Genomic DNA, 15457 nt, shown 5'->3' with positions numbered 1-15457 from the left:
TCCTGCATTCCGGCAACGGGCATCGGTCGTCTCTTGACTTCCGCCCAGCTAGGATATTAGAACATGTTCTAGGTGTGGGAGTCACGCCGGAAAGGCGGTACGGACTGTGACCATCGCCACCACTGACGAGCATAAAGCCGTTCAGGAGTCGATGCGCGGATGGGCCGGATCGGTACGTCCTATTGCAACAATGCGGGACGAACCGACGGACTTCTGGCGCGCTTATTGGCCGGGGTTGGCGGACTTCGGAATTTTCCGGGTCGCCCTTGCCGAAGCGGCAGGCGGCCACGGTGGATCGGTCGCCGACCTGGCGGTATTGGTCGAGCAGGCGGCGCACGATCTGGTCGGTGGGCCGGTGCTGTCCACCGCATTGGCGAACCTGGTCACCACGGGTGCGCTCGCCGAGGATATGCCGTGTGGTGTTGCGCTCGACTTCGTTGTCGGGGACGTGGTCAGCGTACCGGTCACATCCGATGAGTTGTTGCTCACGGGTGTCTGGGAATCGGTGCTCGGCGCTGCGCCGGGTACTTCGGTGCTGTTGCCGGTGCGGACGCCGGATGGGTTGCGCTGGTGCGTGATCGGACCCGATGCCGAAGGTCTGCGCGTCGAGTCGCTGGCGCCTTCTGACCCGAGTACGCCACTGGCGCGTGTGCACTGCGCCGAGGTGCGAGTGCCTGCGGACCGGGCGTTCGAGTCCCCGCATGCGGTGGAAGATCTTCTCGCGGTACTGGTTTCGGCCGAGCTCGCCGGTGTGGCGGGCTGGTGCCTGGAGACCGCCGTCGAATACGCCAAGGTGCGTGAGCAATTCGGACGCAAGATCGGCTCTTTCCAAGCGCTCAAACACATTTGCGCGTGGATGCTCTGCCGGGCCGAACTGATCCGTTCCGTCGCGGCCGATGCCGCGGCCGCGGTCGACGAGGGCGGTGCGGAACTGCCAATCGCGGCCGCCATCGCCGCCGCGATCTCGCTGGACGCCGCGGTCGAGACCGCCAAGGACTGCATTCAGGTGCTCGGTGGCATCGGTTTCACCTGGGAGCACGACGCGCACTTCTACCTGCGCCGGGCCACCGCACTGCGGCAACTGCTCGGCGGATCGGCGCGCTGGCGGGCCAGGGTCACCGAGCTGACCAGAGCCGGGCAGCGTCGGACTACGGGGGCGGACCGGGTGTTCGCCTCTGCGGGGCGAGCGACGGTCCCGGAGGAGGCAGCAGAGCGTAACCACGGAGGGGCCCGGGAGCGCCGCGAATCGAACACAGCTGGCGTCGAGGTCGGCGACAGCAATGCGAACGAGCTGGCCGCCGAGGTGGCCGCGATCGCCGCGCTGCCTGCCGATCAGCGGCGCAATGCGCTGGTCGACGCCGGGCTCGCCATGCCGCACTGGCCCGCACCGTACGGGCGCGGCGCGAATCCCATGACAGGCCTGGTGATTTCGGAGGAGTTGCGGCGCGCGGGCCTGGAGTCGCCGGATCTGACGATCGGCGGCTGGGCCATTCCGACCCTGCTGCAGCACGGCACCCAGGAGCAGATCGACCGCTTCGCGTGGCCGACGCTGCGCGGCGAGGTGGTCTGGTGTCAGCTGTTCAGCGAGCCGGAGGCCGGTTCGGATCTGGCCGCGCTGCGCACCACCGCCAAGAAGGTCGACGGCGGCTGGGTGCTGCGCGGACAGAAGGTGTGGACGTCACTGGGTGATCGGGCGAACTGGGCGATCTGCCTGGCCCGCACCGATCCGGACGCGCCGAAGCACCGCGGCATCAGCTACTTCCTCGTCGATATGCGCAGCGCCGGACTCGAGGTGCGTCCGCTGGTGCAGATCACCGGGGAGGCGCGCTTCAGCGAGGTCTTCCTCGATGACGTCTTCGTGCCCGACGACGGTCTGGTCGGCGCGCTGAACAACGGCTGGAAGATCGCCCGCTCGACCCTGTCGACCGAACGAGTCGCCATGGGCGGCAACGGCATCGGGCCGGTACTGGAGGAGCTCATCGCCAAACTGCCCGCCACCGGGCCGGGTGCGGAGCTACTGAACGATCGGCTCGGCGGCTTCGTCGCCGATGCGATCGCTGGACTGTTGCTGGAACAGCGTGCCGCGGTTCGGATGCTGGCGGGCGGTGATCCGGGAGCGCAGAGCAGTGTGCGCAAGCTCGTCGGTGTCCGGCACCGCCAGGCAGTGGCCGAATTCGCGGTGGAAACGGCAGGTCCAACCGGTGCGCAGGACTCAGAGGTGGTAAAAGAGTTCCTGCTCACGCGCTGTTTGTCGATTGCTGGTGGAACCGAGCAGATTCTGTTGACCGTAGCCGGTGAGCGAATCCTCGGACTGCCTCGCGATGCCGACAGCTAGTCGACCAACCAACTGGGAGTAAAGCGTGGACTTCACCCGGGACGAGGGCCAGGAAGCCGTGGCCGAGGTCGTCGTGAGTTTGCTGGAGCGTGAACCGGCACGCGATATCGAGCTGTGGCCGAGTCTGATCGAGACCGGACTGCTCTCGCTCGCGCTGCCGGAGCGGTTCGGCGGTGACGGTATGGGCTTGGCGGAGGTCTCGGTCCTGTTGACCGAACTGGCCGCCGAGGCGGTGGCGGTACCCGCCCTGCCGACCCTCGGCCTCGGCCTGCTGCCGCTGCTGGCCGGATTGCCGGACAGCGTCGCCGAGCGGGTATATCCGGAGGTCGCCAAGGGCACGGTGCTCACCGCCGCGCTCAGCGAGCGCGCGAATCCGTTCGTGGTCAAGCCGGAGACCACCGCGGTTTCCGATGGCGACACCGTGCGCATCACCGGTCACAAGGTGGCGGTGCCTTATGCGGAGCAGGCGCGCTGGCTCTTGATTCCGACGAATTCCGGTATCGCACTGGTTGATTCGGATTCGGCCGGACTCACCCTGACGCCGTCACCGGCTTCCGGCGGGATTCCGGAATGTTCGGTGCGCCTGGACCAGGTCGAGATTCCGGCCGAGCAACTGCTGCCCGGCGGCATCGGTGAACTGCACCGGTTGGCCATCGCATCGATCGGAGCGACCGCGGATGGGCTGCTCAAAGGTGCGCTCCTGCTCACCGCCGAGCACCTGCGGACCCGGCGGCAGTTCAATCGGCCGCTCGCCGAATTCCAGGCCGTCGCACAGCAGATCGCCGATGTGTACGTCGTCTCGCGGACCCTGCACGCCGCCGCCGTTTCGGCGAACTGGGCACTGGCACACTCCGATCCGACGCCGCAGCATCAGGAGCGCATCGATGACGACCTCGATGTGCTCGCCTACACCGTGGCCTCGGAACTGCCCGCCGCCATGCAGAAATGCCATCACCTGCACGGTGGCCTCGGGGTCGATGTGACCCACCCGATGCACCGCTATTTCTCGCAGGCCAAGGACATCGCCCGCTGGCTCGGCGGCGAATCGTTCCGACTCGATCGATTGGGGGCCAGATGTTCATCGACCTGACCGCGGAGCAGCGCAAGCTGCGCGATGAATTGCGCGCGTACTTCGCCGATCTCGTAACTCCTGAGGAGGAGGCCGAGATGGCGATCAACCGCCACGGTGACGCCTACCGCGCGGTGGTGCGCCGGATGGGTGCGGACGGTTGGCTCGGTGTCGGTTGGCCGAAGGAGTTCGGCGGCCAGGGTTTCGGGCCGATGGAACAGCAGATCTTCTTCAATGAGGCGGTGCGCGCGGATGTTCCGCTGCCGCTGGTCACCTTGTTGACGGTCGGGCCGACGCTGCAGAGCTTCGGCACCGACGAGCAGAAGGCGAAGTTCCTGCCCGGAATCCTTTCCGGCGATATCCATTTCGCGATCGGCTACTCCGAACCCGAGGCGGGCACCGACCTCGCCGCGCTGCGCACGAGTGCGGTGCGCGACGAATCCGGCGATTGGATCGTCAACGGGCAGAAGATCTTCACCACCGGTGCGCATGAGGCCGACTATGTCTGGCTGGCCTGCCGCACCGGCTCGGTCGAATCGCGGCACCGTGGCATCACGATCCTGATCGTGGATACCACCGATCCCGGCTACTCGTGGACGCCGATCATCACCTGCGATGGTGCGCACCACACCAACGCCACGTATTTCGACAATGTCCGGGTGCCCGCCGACATGCTGGTGGGCGAGGAGAACAAGGGGTGGCGACTGATCACCACCCAGCTCAACCACGAGCGGGTGAGCCTCGGCCCGTCCGGCAAGATCGAACAGCTCTACGACCGGGCGCGCGAATGGGCCCAGTCGCGCGGTGTGCTCGCCGAGGCCGATGTGCGGCGCTCGCTCGGTCGCATCCACGCCATGGCTCGGCTCAACGAACTGTTGAACTGGCAGGTCGCGGCGACCGTCGACGGTGACCAGGCCACCGTGATCGCCGATGCCTCGGCAACCAAGGTGTACTCCACCGAATCGCTGCAGGAGGCGGGCCGGTTGGCCGAGGAGATCGTCGGGCATTACGGCGATCCGGCCGATCCGGACACCGCCGAACTGCTGACCTGGCTGGACCGCAGAACCAAACAGAATCTGGTGGTGACCTTCGGCGGCGGCGTCAATGAGGTGATGCGCGAACTGGTCGCCTCCTCCGGGCTGAAGCTGCCTCGGGTACCTCGATGAATCCGCGCCGAAGCGCGGTACGCCACGACTACAAGGAGCCGCGCGTGCCGGAAACCATGACTCCGGAAGCGATTACCGAAGCCGCCGAGAAGATCATCGCGGCGGGTGATTGCGCGCCACGCCTCGGGCGTGATCCGGTGAACCAGCCGATGATCAACAACTGGGTGGAGGCGCTCGGGGATCGGAACCCGATCTACGTCGACGAGGAGGCCGCGCGTGCCGCCGGACATCCCGGCACCGTGGCCCCACCGGCCATGGCCCAGGTGTGGACCATGTTCGGGCTCAACGGTTCTCGTCCGGCCGATGATCCGATGGCGCAGGTCACCGAGCTGCTCGACAGCGCGGGCTATACCTCCGTGGTCGCGACCGACTGTCAGCAGACCTATCACCGGTATGTGAACGTCGGCGAGCAGATCTCGGTGACCAGCAGGCTTTCCGAGATTCGCGGGCCGAAGAAGACCGCGCTCGGCGATGGCTGGTTCGTCACCTTCCAGACCAGCTGGCACGTCGGTGACGAGGTCGTCGCCGAAATGCTGTTCCGGCTGCTCAAATTCGCGCCCGGTACCGGTACCGCACCGAAAGCGCCCGCGGGCGAACGGGTCAAACCGCTGGTCTCCTGGGATACCGAATTCTTCTGGGAGGGCACCAAGGCCGGGGAGCTGCGGATCCAGCGGCTGCCGGACGGCACGCTGCGGCATCCGCCGATTCCGGCACTGTGGCAGGACAAGTCGGAGCAGACCGACTATGTCGTCGCCTCCGGCCGCGGTGAAGTGTTCAGTTATGTCGTGCATCACGCGCCGAAAGTGCCTGGGCGGATATTGCCTTTCGTGGTCGCGCTGGTCGAATTGGAAGAGGGTGTGCGGATGCTCGGTGAGCTGCGCGGCGTCGATCCGGCCGATGTGAAGATCGGCCTGCCGGTGCAGGTGGAGTTCGAGAAGCTCGACGACGAGGCCGTGCTGCCGGTCTGGCGGGTGACCGCATGACCTACGTCGAAGCGGCCACCATCGAGGTCGGCACCGCACTGCCCGAGTTGGTCATTACCGCCGATCCGACCTTCGTGATCAGTACGGCCTTGGCCACCAGGGACTTTCAGGATGTGCACCACGACAGGGACAAGGCCATCGCCCGTGGTTCCAAGGACATCTTCGTCAATATCCTCACCGATACCGGGCTGGTGCAGCGCTTCGTCACCGACTGGGCCGGACCGCGCGCCATCGTCAAATCGGTCGCGCTGCGCCTGGGTGTACCGCTGTATGCCGGTGACACGCTGACACTTTCCGGCACCGTCTCCGCGATCCACGGTGACGACATCCATATCGATGTCGTCGGCCGCGACAGCCTCGGTGACCACATCACGGCGAAAGCCGTTATCGCACTGCGGAGGCCATGATGACCGCTGACAGCACCACCGGGATTTCCGGCCGCGCCGCCATTGTCGGCATCGGCGCCACCGACTTCTCCAAGGACTCCGGCCGCAGCGAATTGCGTTTGGCCGCCGAGGCGGTCACCGCGGCGCTCGCCGACGCGGGCCTCACACCCGCCGATGTGGACGGCCTGACCACCTTCACCATGGATACCAATACCCAGGCGGCCGTGGCACGTGCCGTCGGTATCCCGCAGCTGAAGTTCTTCAGCCACATCGGATATGGCGGCGGTGCCGCCTGCGCCACCGTTCAGCAGGCCGCCATGGCGGTCGCCACCGGCGTCGCCGACGTGGTTGTCGCCTATCGCGCCTTCAACGAGCGTTCGGTATCGCGCTTCGGCCAGTTCTCCACCGCGCTGGCCACCGCGCCGACCTCCTCGGGCATCGATGCCGGCTGGTCCTATCCACAGGGGTTGGGGACACCGGCCGCGCAGGTGGCCATGGTCGCCCGCCGGTATATGCACGTCTACGGCGCGACGAGCGCGGACTTCGGCCGCGTCGCCGTCGCCGACCGCAAACACGCCGCGGTGAACCCGGCCGCTTTCTTCTACGGCAAGCCGATCACCCTGGACGATCACCAGAATTCGCGCTGGATCGCCGAACCGCTGCATCTGCTCGACTGCTGCCAGGAGTCCGACGGCGGTGTCGCGATCGTGGTCACCAGCGTCGAGCGGGCCCGGGATCTGCCGCAGCGTCCGGCTGTAATCGCCGCTGCGGCACAGGGTTCCGGTGCGGACCAATATGTCATGACCAGCTACTACCGCGACGCCCTCACGGGCCTGCCGGAAATGGGTTTGGTCGGCGATCAGCTCTGGGAGCAGAGTGGTTTGCGTCCGGAGGATATGCAGGCAGCCATCCTCTACGACCACTTCACTCCGTTCGTCCTCATGCAGCTGGAGGAACTCGGCTTCTGCGGACGCGGTGAGGCAAAGGACTTCATTGCCGACGGCGCCATCGAAGTCGGTGGCCGCCTGCCGCTCAATACCCACGGCGGACAGCTGGGCGAGGCCTATATCCACGGTATGAACGGGATTGCCGAGGCGGTACGGCAGATCCGCGGCACCTCCGTCAACCCGGTGGAAAATGTGGAGAACATCCTGGTCACCGCTGGCACGGGCGTCCCGACCTCGGGCTTGGTGCTAGCGCGTTAGAAGTCGGACGGACGTCGACCTCGGCTGTTACCGCTAGAGTGAGCATATGAAGCGGATGGTCCAGATTCCATATGAACTGGAGCAGGAGGAAGACGGTACTTGGGGTGCTCACGCCGTCTTTCCGAACGGCGGCGCGCACGGGGTCGGTGAGACTCCGGATGAGGCGGTTGCTGACCTACACGAAGCCGTCACACTAGTTCTAGAGGAGATTGGACTGCCGTCGGTTCTGACGATCGTCCAGGATGTCGCCTGATGCCGCCGCTTCCAGTTGTTTCAGGGGGACAGGGTCATCAAGGCACTCGAGCGAGCTGGGTTCGGGCTGATCCGAGTGAACGGCAGCCATCATATGATGCGTAGTCCGGAAGGGCGGTTTACCGTTGTGCCGGTGCATCGCGGTGCCGATATCAAGCCTGGCACGCTACGGCGCATCATTCGTGATGCGGGTCTGTCGGTTGCCGAATTCGTGCAATTGCTCGATTAGGCCACTCAGCGCGTCAGGGGTCCGGTGAGAGGTTCGGAATGGCCGATCGACACCTGATCGACGTCCACATCCTGCTCGTCCAAGACGATGCGGTGTTGCTCAGCAGGCGGCGCAGTGCCGACGAATTCGATGGGCTGTGGCATCTACCCGCCGGGAAGCTGGAGTCCGGCGAACCGGCCACCGCTGCCGCTGTGCGTGAGGCAGGTGAGGAGATCGGGGTTGTCATCGATCCGGCGGATCTGCGGCTGATTCACACCGCGCACGTGATCGGCTCCGGGCGGGAAGCCCGGCTCGGGCTGTTCTTCCATGCACTGCGCTGGGCAGGTGAGCCGGTGAATCTGGAGCCGGATAAAAGCTATGGACTGCAGTGGTTTTCGCTCGACGCGCTGCCGGAAGAGTCGCTGATCCGCTATTCCGCAACCGGAATTCGTGGGTTCACGAGTGGCACGCCTTATAGCGAGTTGGGCTGGACGAAATAGTTCTGGGATCGGCGGGGGCAGTTGGCGGGACAATCCGGGTTCACGAGCGGCACGCCCTATAGCGAGTTGGGCTGGACGAAGGAGCTCCGGGATCGAAGGGGCACGCGTTATGGCGAGTTGGGCTCGGCGGAGTAGCCCCGGGGTCTACGGGGTGAGTTGGCGGGACAGCATGGCCGCGAGCTGGTCGACGCTGTCCCGGGTGCCTGCCGGAACATAGGCCCGCGCGCCCGCGAATCTATCGAACACCGCGCCTTCGAGTACCGCGATGAAGTCGGCGGCGGCCGCATCGGGATCGGGAAAACCCAAGGCGTGGAATAGTTCTCGTGCCCGCTCGGGCGAGAACAGGCTGTGTGCCAGTCGCCGGTGCAATTCCGGGTCGCCGAGCAGATCGATGATCAGCGCATGCCGGACGATCAGGTGATTGCGACGATCGACGAGTAGGCGGTCGAGCCAGCCGGCTATGGCCTTCGCGATGTCATCGGGGTCGATGGGTGCCGACGGAGCGAGCTCGGCGGCGGCGAAGTCGTCGCGGGAGCGGGTGGTGATCCGGTCCGCGATCGCCTCGATGAGCGCGCGTTTGGTGCGGAAGTAATAGGAGGCCGACCCGCCGGGCAGCCCGAGGACGGTATCGAGGGCGCGGTGGGTGAGCGCTCGAATGCCCTGGGTGGCAATCACATCGATGGCGGCGTCGACGAGTGCCGCGCGTCGGTCGGTTGTGGACATCATCACCTTCGCTGGCGGCCGCATCTCCTGATCCTCTACAACTGTAGAGGATCAGGAGGGTGTCATGGAAGACAACGTCACGCTCGATGCCGACCAGCTCCGGGCTCGCGCGAGCTTGCTCGAACTGCTCGAACTGCTCGACCGGCACGGCAGGCCGATGAAGCGGCATCGCGGCGTCTACCTGCACGGCAGACCCGGTCGCGGCAAAACCATGCTGATGGACGACTTCTTCGCGGGCATAGCGTCGAACCGTAAGCGCCGCTTCCACTTCCACAACTTCTTCGCCCAATTGCACACCGCGGCACACGAATCGGGCTCCATCGACAAGGCGATCGACAACCTGCTCGGTCATGCCGAACTGGTCTGTTTCGACGAATTCCACGTGCACGATATCGGCGACGCCATGCTGATCGCCCGCATGCTCGACGTCCTGTTCGCCCGCCGCATCGTCCTGGTGGTGACCTCGAATTACCCGCCGGAGCAGCTGCTGCCCAACCCGCTGTTCCACGACCGCTTCCTGCCGACCATCGCGCGCATCCGCGCGCATCTGGATCTCGTCTCGGTCGACGGCCCACTCGACTACCGCACCCGCACCGCGCACAGCGGCACGGGCTTCGCCTCCGGCTGTTATCGCATCGACGATGCGAGAGACGCCGACACCTCGGAGGTTGTTGTTTCGGGTGCCCGCGAGATCCACGCCGACGCCGTCGACGGCTCCGCCATCACTTTCGACTTCGCCGCCCTGTGCGGCACCGCCACCGCCGCCTCGGACTACGTCGAACTCGCACACCGCTTTCGCCGATGGACCTTGCGCAACGTCCCACCCCTGCGCGAGGTCCCGCCCGACTGGGCGATGCGCTTCGTCAATCTGATCGACGTGCTCTACGACGCCGATCTCGAACTCACCCTCGAGGCGCGCATCGCACTATCGGACCTGGTGGCCGACGTTCCCGCCGTCCCCGATCTGGCTCGGACCGCAAGCCGCCTGAGGGAACTCCGTCAGCCCGAATCCGTCGTGCTCAGCTAGCTGCGCACCCACTTGAATGCACTGCCGGTTACGGATAAAAAGGAGGCGATCCTAAGTATTCGATTCAGTCCCGAGCGGACCACTCGGCATGTAACTATGTGCCTGTTCAGAGCTGTACTCAGATGTGGTGGTAGCAAGTGGCCAGGGCGGGAGCGCCGATATCGCGCGTGATCGTGCTGATCACGCTCCTGGCGTGTGCCGCGATCGCGCTGCGCGGCCACATTCCCGGGGCCCATGCTTCCGGCGATCACCGCACGGTGCCATCGGCGATTTCGGTGGTGTTGATGCCGGTACTGCTCACGGTATCGGTGGTGATCCTGATCGCCGGGGTGATAGCCAGCCAGCACCGACTGCCGCTGGCCATGCCGGAGGTGGATCGTGATTCCGAGCGCAGACATGGACTGCTCGGCCGTACCGGCCTACTGGTGCTGGCCGCACTGGCGGTCGTTTCCTTGATCGTCGCGGCGGCGTCGGCGGTCTTCTTCGTCGGATTCGGCCGCGAGGGTGAGCCGGCGACGTCATCGGGGCCGCGCGGTACCACCAGCCGCACCCCGCAGGAGGCGGTCACCGCTCCCGCGCCCCCCGACAGCGCGCCCACGCAGCACCTCACCGGGACGGCACTACTGGTAGCCATTGTCGCTGCCACCGTGCTGGTCGGCGGGGCATTGATCGGGCTGATCGTGGTCGCGGTGGCAGGGCAGCGCAAGCCGCGTGTGGTGCCGGTCCCGGCGCCCTCCGCCGCGCCGACGGTCGCGGGTTCGCTGGCCAGGGCGGCCGAGATGGGTCTGGCCGCCATGAATGTGCCCGGTCAGGATCCGCGCGAGGCCATCATCGCCTGCTACGTCGCGATGGAACATGGGCTGTCCTTCGATCGCGCCGCCGCACCCCTGGCTTCGGATACCCCGATGGAGGTGCTGGCCCGCGCCTTCGAGCGTGGCGCACTGCACGACGCGTCGGCCAGGGAATTGGTCGCGCTCTTCGAGGAGGCCAGGTTCAGTCCGCATTCGATGCTGGAGTGGCAGCGGATGCGGGCCGAACAACTGCTGCGTATCGTGCTGGCCGATCTGCAAGGGGAGATGGTATGAACCGCGCGATCGTGATCGGTGCGCTGTTCCTCATCGTGCTGATCGAGCTCATCACCCTCGGCAAGGCCCGCGGTGCATTGCTCATCGCCGCCGGAGTTCCGGTGGCGCTGGCCATGATTCAGCTCATCTGGTCGTTGACCGGCCGTTCGGCCATCAAAACCGATGCCGGATCCGACGATATCGACAACGGTCCCGCCGAGATGCTGCGCCACTGGCATGCCAGAGCGGAGATGCTCGCCGATCGCGCGGACGGCACCAGGGCCGACTGGGATCGGCATCTGCGTCCGCTGCTGGCCAAGGAGTTCGAGTTGTCCACCGGCCTGCGGGTCGCCAAGAACCGCAAGGCGACCGAGGCCGCCGGAATTTTGCAATTCGGCCCGGAGCTGTGGCGCTGGGTCGATCCGGCCAACTCGGCACTGCGGGATCAGACGACTCCCGCACCGGGGCGGGCGGCGCTGGACGAAATCCTGCGCTGCTTGCAAAAGATGTAATGAGTCGTCTTAGGAGAATGGGTTTGAGGCAAGTGCGAGTAGACATATGACGATGCCGATGGACACGACCATCCAGCGCAGCGAGGCGGTGCTCCGGGAGCTATCCCGAGTGATCGTCGGCAAGCGGGATGAGTTGCAGCTGATCATGATCGCCGTACTTGCCGGCGGTCACATCCTGATCGAGGATCTGCCCGGCCTCGGCAAGACGCTCATCGCCAGGTCCTTCGCCGCCGCGCTCGGCCTGGACTTCACCCGCGTGCAATTCACGCCCGACCTGCTCCCCGCCGACCTGCTCGGCTCCACCATCTACGACATGTCCACGGGCCGCTTCAATTTCCGGCGCGGACCGGTCTTCACCAATGTGCTGCTGGCCGACGAGATCAACCGCACCCCACCGAAGACCCAGGCCGCGCTGCTGGAGGCGATGGCCGAGGGACAGGTCAGCATCGACGGCGAAACCTTTCCGCTGCCACAGCCTTTCATCGTGCTCGCCACCGATAATCCGATCGAATACGAGGGCACCTATCCGCTGCCGGAGGCGCAGCTGGACCGGTTCGCCATGCAGCTGCGGCTGGGCTATCTGTCCGAGAACGACGAACGTCAGATGATCCGCCGCCGCTTGGAACGCGGTTCGGCGACACCGCAGGTGGTGCAGGTGGTCGATGCGAACGGACTGCTGGAGATGCGCCAGTCCGTCGAATTCGTCACGGTGCATCCGGACGTGGTCAGCTATGTGGTCGCGCTGGCCGGTGCGACGCGTGCGCATCCGCAGGTCGAGGTGGGTGCGAGTCCGCGCGCCGAACTCGATCTGGTGCAGATGTCGCGGGCCCGTGCGCTGCTGCTCGGGCGCGACTATGTGATTCCGGAAGACGTCAAGGCGCTCGCCGTTGCGGCCATGGCACACCGGATCACCTTGCGTCCCGAGATGTGGGTGCGCCGGATCCGCGGCGAGGACGTGATCACCGAATTGCTGCGCCGTCTGCCGGTTCCGCGCGCGTCGGTGACATGATCCGGCGGGAAAGGGCATGACCCCGCCGGAATCCACCGCCCCCGTCATCCAAGGGATCGCGGCGGCCAATGCCGCAGCGGCGCGACCGCCGACCAGGGACGAGCCGATGGCGGGCGGGGCGCGGCATCGGGATATGAGTGCCGCCGTCGAGGCCGAATTGCGCTGGCGTCCAGCGCCGTTGGTGTTCATGCTGGCGGTGAGTGCGGCGGTAGCGCTGCTGCTCGCGGTGGTGCTCGGTCGCTGGCAACTGGTCGTCTTCGCGGCTCCGCTGCTCGGTGTGCTGGCCACCGCGCCGTGGCAGCAGTCCAGGACCCGCATCCAGGTGGACGGCGGCGGCACGCTGCGATGTTTCGAGACGGAGGAGATCGTGACGACGATCGGCGCCTTCGTAGAATCGGGTCACGCGTTGCTTCGGTTGAAGCCGGAGAAGTTCGCGGGACTCGGGATCGACATCGAGGAGGCGATCGATTCCGGGACGGCGCCCGCCGGGCTGCGGTTGGCTCTGACGGCGGACCGCTGGGGTCGCTATCCGCTCTCGGTGCGGGTCACCGCGCTGAGCCCGGCGGGACTGTCCGTGGCCTCCGCGGTGCTGCCCGCGGGACAACTGTTCGTCTACCCGATCACCGACCCGCAGCGAATGAAATTGCCGCGCACCGAACTTCCCGAACGGCTCGGCACCCACCTCACCCGCAAGCACGGTCCCGGTGTGGAGTACGCCGATATTCGCGCCTACGCGCCCGGCGATCAGCTCCGCATCGTGAACTGGCCGGTGAGTGCGCGGCGCGGGCGGTTATATGTCACCGAGCGGCTGACCAACCGATCCGCGGATGTGGTTGTGCTGGTGGATACTTCGCAGCAGGCGCCGGGCCCGGCCACCGATTCGCTCGAGCTGTCGGTGCGCGGCGCGGCGCAGGTGGTGCAGTCGACGCTGCAGGCCGGTGACCGCACCGCGGTGGTCTGCCTCGGCCAGTCCCCGCGCTGGCTGCGCCCGGATATCGGGCGGCGGCAGTTCTATCGGATCGTGGATACCGTGCTCGATGTCGGCGATGAGCACATTCCGACCACCGGCACCTTGGCGCCGCATGCGGCCGTGCCACTCGGTGCGATCATCGTCGCTTTCACCACGCTGCTGGACACTCAGTTCGCGCTCGCGCTGATCGATCTGCGCAAGCGCGGACATGTGGTGGTTGTCGTCGATGTCCTGCGCGGCACACCTTTCCACGAACATCTCGATCCGACCCTGGCGCGGATGTGGAATCTGGAGCGCGCCTCGATGTATCGGGATATGGGAACCGTCGGCGTCGATATCGTGGCCTGGACCGAAGACGCCCGGCTGGATCAGGTCATGCGATTGATCCCGGACCATCGCCGAACCGTAAGGGTGCGCCGATGATTCGATTCCTCGCCATTCTGTCCGGGGTCCTGCTGGTGACCTCGGTGACCTTGATGACGCCATGGGCCGGGATTCCGGCGGCGGCGCTGGTGGTGGCGGGCTGGTGGTTCCGGCTCCCCGCGGTCGGCGCGGTGCTCCTCGCGATCGGGGTGCTCGCCGTGGCTGATACCGGTGTACTGGCCGCCGCCGCAGCAGGTTTGGTGGCTACGGCTTATCTGCTGAATACCGCGACGGTGTCCGCGCCGGTTGGCGTTGTCCCGACCACGGTTCCGTCCGTCACAGGTGCGGTGGCCTTTTCTGCGGTAGCTGTCGGCGCCGCGCTGCTCCCGTTGCGCTTGGCCTGGGCCCCGATCGCCGCCCCGATCCTGGTGATCCTGCTGTACGCCTTGGTCATTCAGGGCGTCGCAATCAAACGAGCACGCAACGACGAGACCGCGACCGCGCCCAGCTGAGTTCAAGCTCGCAATCCCGCAGCCTAGGCTTACCCCCACACCGAGGCCGCCCTGTGCCTCGAGAATGCATTCGTGGAGGGCCTTTCGCCGTGGCCTCAACACGCCGCAATCAAACGTCCCCCCAGGCCTCGCTTGGCGTCGAGAATGCGTTGGTGCATGGGGCTCTCGGCGTGTTGCCTCCACCAACGCATGGTGATCAGACGTCCAGTGGTCAGGTGAAGCGCAGGATTACGTCGGCGAGGACGGGGGCGTCGGCGCGGTCGGCGACGGTGGCGCTGATGATGAGTTCGGCGTCGGTGCGCCAGATGCGGGTGCGGATGGTTTCGCCGGGGTAGAGGACGCCTGCGAAGCGGGCGCGGAAGCCGGTGACGCGGCTGGCGTCCGAATCGAGCACGGTGTCCGTGGCGGTTTTGCAGACGATGCCGTAGGTGCACAGGCCGTGCAGGATCGGAGCGGGGAAGCCTGCGGCGCGGGCGAATTCGGGATCCGAGTGCAGGGGGTTGCGGTCGCCGCACATGCGGTAGAGCAGGGCCTGCTGAGGGAGGGTCGGGGTGGTGACGTCGAAATCCGGGGCGCGGTCGGGGAGTTCGGCCTTGGTGCTCGGGCCGCGTTCGCCGCCGAAGCCGCCCTCACCCTTGGCGAAGATGGATGAGCGTGCGGTCCACAGCGGTTCGCCGTCGGAGCCGGTGATCGTATGCTCCTGTACCACGACGGCAGCGGAGCCTTTGTCCCAGACTTCGGTGATGCGCCTGGTGATGGTCGCCTTGCCCGCGGCCGGAATCGGGCGGTGCACCTCGATCTCCTGGTGGCCGTGCACGACCTTCGCCAGATCGATGTCGATGCCGGGGAACTGCACCTTCGGTGGCTCGGTGTCGTGGAAGGTGGGTGCCACGGTCGCGAAGGTCGGCAGCACCTGCGGGTCGCGGTCGTCGACGTAGCGTAGTTCGGCCGGATCCGTCCAGCGTGCGCCAGCCCCGAGGCCCAGGTGGTACAGCTGCACTTCGGATGGCGTCCAAGTGAACTCCCCGCTCGGAAGTTCCGCGCCGAGCGCGATTTTCGGGTCGATGGGCATCGAGTTCTCCATAAGGTTGTAGGTGTTCAGGGCCAGACGCCTTGAATGCCCAGGGCGGCAGGGTGTGGCTGATCGGTTCTTGCCGTTGGGTGGCTTGCCAG

General features: G+C 66.2%; 17 protein-coding genes. 15 read left to right on the top strand and 2 right to left on the bottom strand.

Features of this window, described 5'->3' with window-relative positions; all coding sequences use genetic code 11:
• Positions 1-151 precede the first annotated feature (151 nt).
• From ACZ60G_RS19165 to ACZ60G_RS19125, 9 genes are read left to right on the top strand one after another with little or no spacing between them, the layout of a single operon-like run.
• Positions 152-2335 (top strand): acyl-CoA dehydrogenase family protein, encoded by a 2184-nt coding sequence (locus tag ACZ60G_RS19165; RefSeq protein ID WP_465811599.1) that lies wholly within the window; start codon positions 152-154, stop codon positions 2333-2335.
• A gap of 25 nt (positions 2336-2360) precedes the next feature.
• Positions 2361-3425, top strand: coding sequence for an acyl-CoA dehydrogenase family protein (locus ACZ60G_RS19160; RefSeq protein ID WP_465811405.1), 1065 nt, complete (start codon positions 2361-2363; stop codon positions 3423-3425).
• Complete coding sequence (locus tag ACZ60G_RS19155; RefSeq protein ID WP_465811404.1) at positions 3410-4570, top strand: acyl-CoA dehydrogenase family protein; 1161 nt, start codon at positions 3410-3412, stop codon at positions 4568-4570. The genes ACZ60G_RS19160 and ACZ60G_RS19155 overlap by 16 nt, the downstream gene beginning before the upstream one ends.
• A gap of 56 nt (positions 4571-4626) precedes the next feature.
• Positions 4627-5553 (top strand): bifunctional MaoC family dehydratase N-terminal/OB-fold nucleic acid binding domain-containing protein, encoded by a 927-nt coding sequence (locus ACZ60G_RS19150; protein ID WP_465811598.1) that lies wholly within the window; start codon positions 4627-4629, stop codon positions 5551-5553.
• Complete coding sequence (locus tag ACZ60G_RS19145) at positions 5550-5960, top strand: MaoC family dehydratase (RefSeq protein ID WP_465811403.1); 411 nt, start codon at positions 5550-5552, stop codon at positions 5958-5960. The genes ACZ60G_RS19150 and ACZ60G_RS19145 overlap by 4 nt, the downstream gene beginning before the upstream one ends.
• Complete coding sequence (locus ACZ60G_RS19140; protein WP_465811402.1) at positions 5960-7144, top strand: lipid-transfer protein; 1185 nt, start codon at positions 5960-5962, stop codon at positions 7142-7144. Before ACZ60G_RS19145 ends, ACZ60G_RS19140 begins: the two co-directional genes overlap by 1 nt.
• A gap of 46 nt (positions 7145-7190) precedes the next feature.
• Positions 7191-7397, top strand: coding sequence for a type II toxin-antitoxin system HicB family antitoxin (locus tag ACZ60G_RS19135; RefSeq protein ID WP_433758410.1), 207 nt, complete (start codon positions 7191-7193; stop codon positions 7395-7397).
• Positions 7398-7412: 15 nt separating this feature from the next.
• The gene (locus tag ACZ60G_RS19130) at positions 7413-7625 is read left to right on the top strand and encodes a type II toxin-antitoxin system HicA family toxin (RefSeq protein WP_465811401.1); all 213 of its coding nucleotides are present in this window, start codon (positions 7413-7415) and stop codon (positions 7623-7625) included.
• 38 nt (positions 7626-7663) lie between these two features.
• Positions 7664-8104, top strand: a complete 441-nt coding sequence (locus tag ACZ60G_RS19125) for an NUDIX hydrolase (protein ID WP_465811400.1) — start codon at positions 7664-7666, stop codon at positions 8102-8104.
• A 144-nt stretch (positions 8105-8248) separates the two neighbouring features.
• On the opposite strand, the gene ACZ60G_RS19120 is transcribed toward ACZ60G_RS19125, so the two are convergent.
• The gene (locus ACZ60G_RS19120) at positions 8249-8851 is read right to left on the bottom strand and encodes a TetR/AcrR family transcriptional regulator (RefSeq protein WP_465811399.1); all 603 of its coding nucleotides are present in this window, start codon (positions 8849-8851) and stop codon (positions 8249-8251) included.
• A 40-nt stretch (positions 8852-8891) separates the two neighbouring features.
• Between ACZ60G_RS19120 and zapE the strand changes: the two genes are divergently transcribed.
• The 6 genes from zapE (at position 8892) to ACZ60G_RS19090 (ending at position 14284) form a co-directional block, all read left to right on the top strand.
• Positions 8892-9854: a cell division protein ZapE gene (gene zapE, locus ACZ60G_RS19115; protein ID WP_465811398.1), complete on the top strand. Its 963-nt coding sequence runs from the start codon at positions 8892-8894 to the stop codon at positions 9852-9854.
• Between the two features lie 137 nt (positions 9855-9991).
• Positions 9992-10939 (top strand): DUF4129 domain-containing protein, encoded by a 948-nt coding sequence (locus ACZ60G_RS19110; RefSeq protein ID WP_465811397.1) that lies wholly within the window; start codon positions 9992-9994, stop codon positions 10937-10939.
• The gene (locus ACZ60G_RS19105) at positions 10936-11430 is read left to right on the top strand and encodes a hypothetical protein (RefSeq protein WP_465811396.1); all 495 of its coding nucleotides are present in this window, start codon (positions 10936-10938) and stop codon (positions 11428-11430) included. The genes ACZ60G_RS19110 and ACZ60G_RS19105 overlap by 4 nt, the downstream gene beginning before the upstream one ends.
• 46 nt (positions 11431-11476) lie before the next feature.
• On the top strand, positions 11477-12439 hold the full coding sequence (locus ACZ60G_RS19100; protein ID WP_465811395.1) for an AAA family ATPase: 963 nt from the start codon (positions 11477-11479) through the stop codon (positions 12437-12439).
• Positions 12440-12572: 133 nt separating this feature from the next.
• Complete coding sequence (locus ACZ60G_RS19095) at positions 12573-13832, top strand: DUF58 domain-containing protein (RefSeq protein ID WP_433527319.1); 1260 nt, start codon at positions 12573-12575, stop codon at positions 13830-13832.
• A complete protein-coding gene (locus ACZ60G_RS19090) occupies positions 13829-14284 on the top strand; it encodes a hypothetical protein (protein WP_465811394.1) in 456 nt (151 codons plus the stop codon). The genes ACZ60G_RS19095 and ACZ60G_RS19090 overlap by 4 nt, the downstream gene beginning before the upstream one ends.
• A 211-nt stretch (positions 14285-14495) precedes the next feature.
• Here the strand turns inward: ACZ60G_RS19090 and ACZ60G_RS19085 are convergent, their stop codons facing one another.
• Positions 14496-15356, bottom strand: coding sequence for a MaoC/PaaZ C-terminal domain-containing protein (locus ACZ60G_RS19085; RefSeq protein WP_465811393.1), 861 nt, complete (start codon positions 15354-15356; stop codon positions 14496-14498).
• Positions 15357-15457 lie beyond the last annotated feature (101 nt).

The organism is Nocardia sp. NPDC102475, assembly GCF_055584605.1.
This window is presented reverse-complemented; position numbering and strand designations above follow the sequence as displayed.

Coding starts and splice junctions, on each gene's coding strand:
- zapE (WP_465811398.1), top strand. CDS start 8,892: ATGGAAGACAACGTCACGCTCGATGCCGACCAGCTCCGGGCTCGCGCG.
- ACZ60G_RS19125 (WP_465811400.1), top strand. CDS start 7,664: ATGGCCGATCGACACCTGATCGACGTCCACATCCTGCTCGTCCAAGAC.
- ACZ60G_RS19100 (WP_465811395.1), top strand. CDS start 11,477: ATGACGATGCCGATGGACACGACCATCCAGCGCAGCGAGGCGGTGCTC.
- ACZ60G_RS19145 (WP_465811403.1), top strand. CDS start 5,550: ATGACCTACGTCGAAGCGGCCACCATCGAGGTCGGCACCGCACTGCCC.
- ACZ60G_RS19140 (WP_465811402.1), top strand. CDS start 5,960: ATGACCGCTGACAGCACCACCGGGATTTCCGGCCGCGCCGCCATTGTC.
- ACZ60G_RS19095 (WP_433527319.1), top strand. CDS start 12,573: ATGAGTGCCGCCGTCGAGGCCGAATTGCGCTGGCGTCCAGCGCCGTTG.
- ACZ60G_RS19085 (WP_465811393.1), bottom strand. CDS start 15,356: ATGCCCATCGACCCGAAAATCGCGCTCGGCGCGGAACTTCCGAGCGGG.
- ACZ60G_RS19135 (WP_433758410.1), top strand. CDS start 7,191: ATGAAGCGGATGGTCCAGATTCCATATGAACTGGAGCAGGAGGAAGAC.
- ACZ60G_RS19090 (WP_465811394.1), top strand. CDS start 13,829: ATGATTCGATTCCTCGCCATTCTGTCCGGGGTCCTGCTGGTGACCTCG.
- ACZ60G_RS19155 (WP_465811404.1), top strand. CDS start 3,410: ATGTTCATCGACCTGACCGCGGAGCAGCGCAAGCTGCGCGATGAATTG.
- ACZ60G_RS19150 (WP_465811598.1), top strand. CDS start 4,627: ATGACTCCGGAAGCGATTACCGAAGCCGCCGAGAAGATCATCGCGGCG.
- ACZ60G_RS19165 (WP_465811599.1), top strand. CDS start 152: ATGCGCGGATGGGCCGGATCGGTACGTCCTATTGCAACAATGCGGGAC.
- ACZ60G_RS19105 (WP_465811396.1), top strand. CDS start 10,936: ATGAACCGCGCGATCGTGATCGGTGCGCTGTTCCTCATCGTGCTGATC.
- ACZ60G_RS19120 (WP_465811399.1), bottom strand. CDS start 8,851: ATGCGGCCGCCAGCGAAGGTGATGATGTCCACAACCGACCGACGCGCG.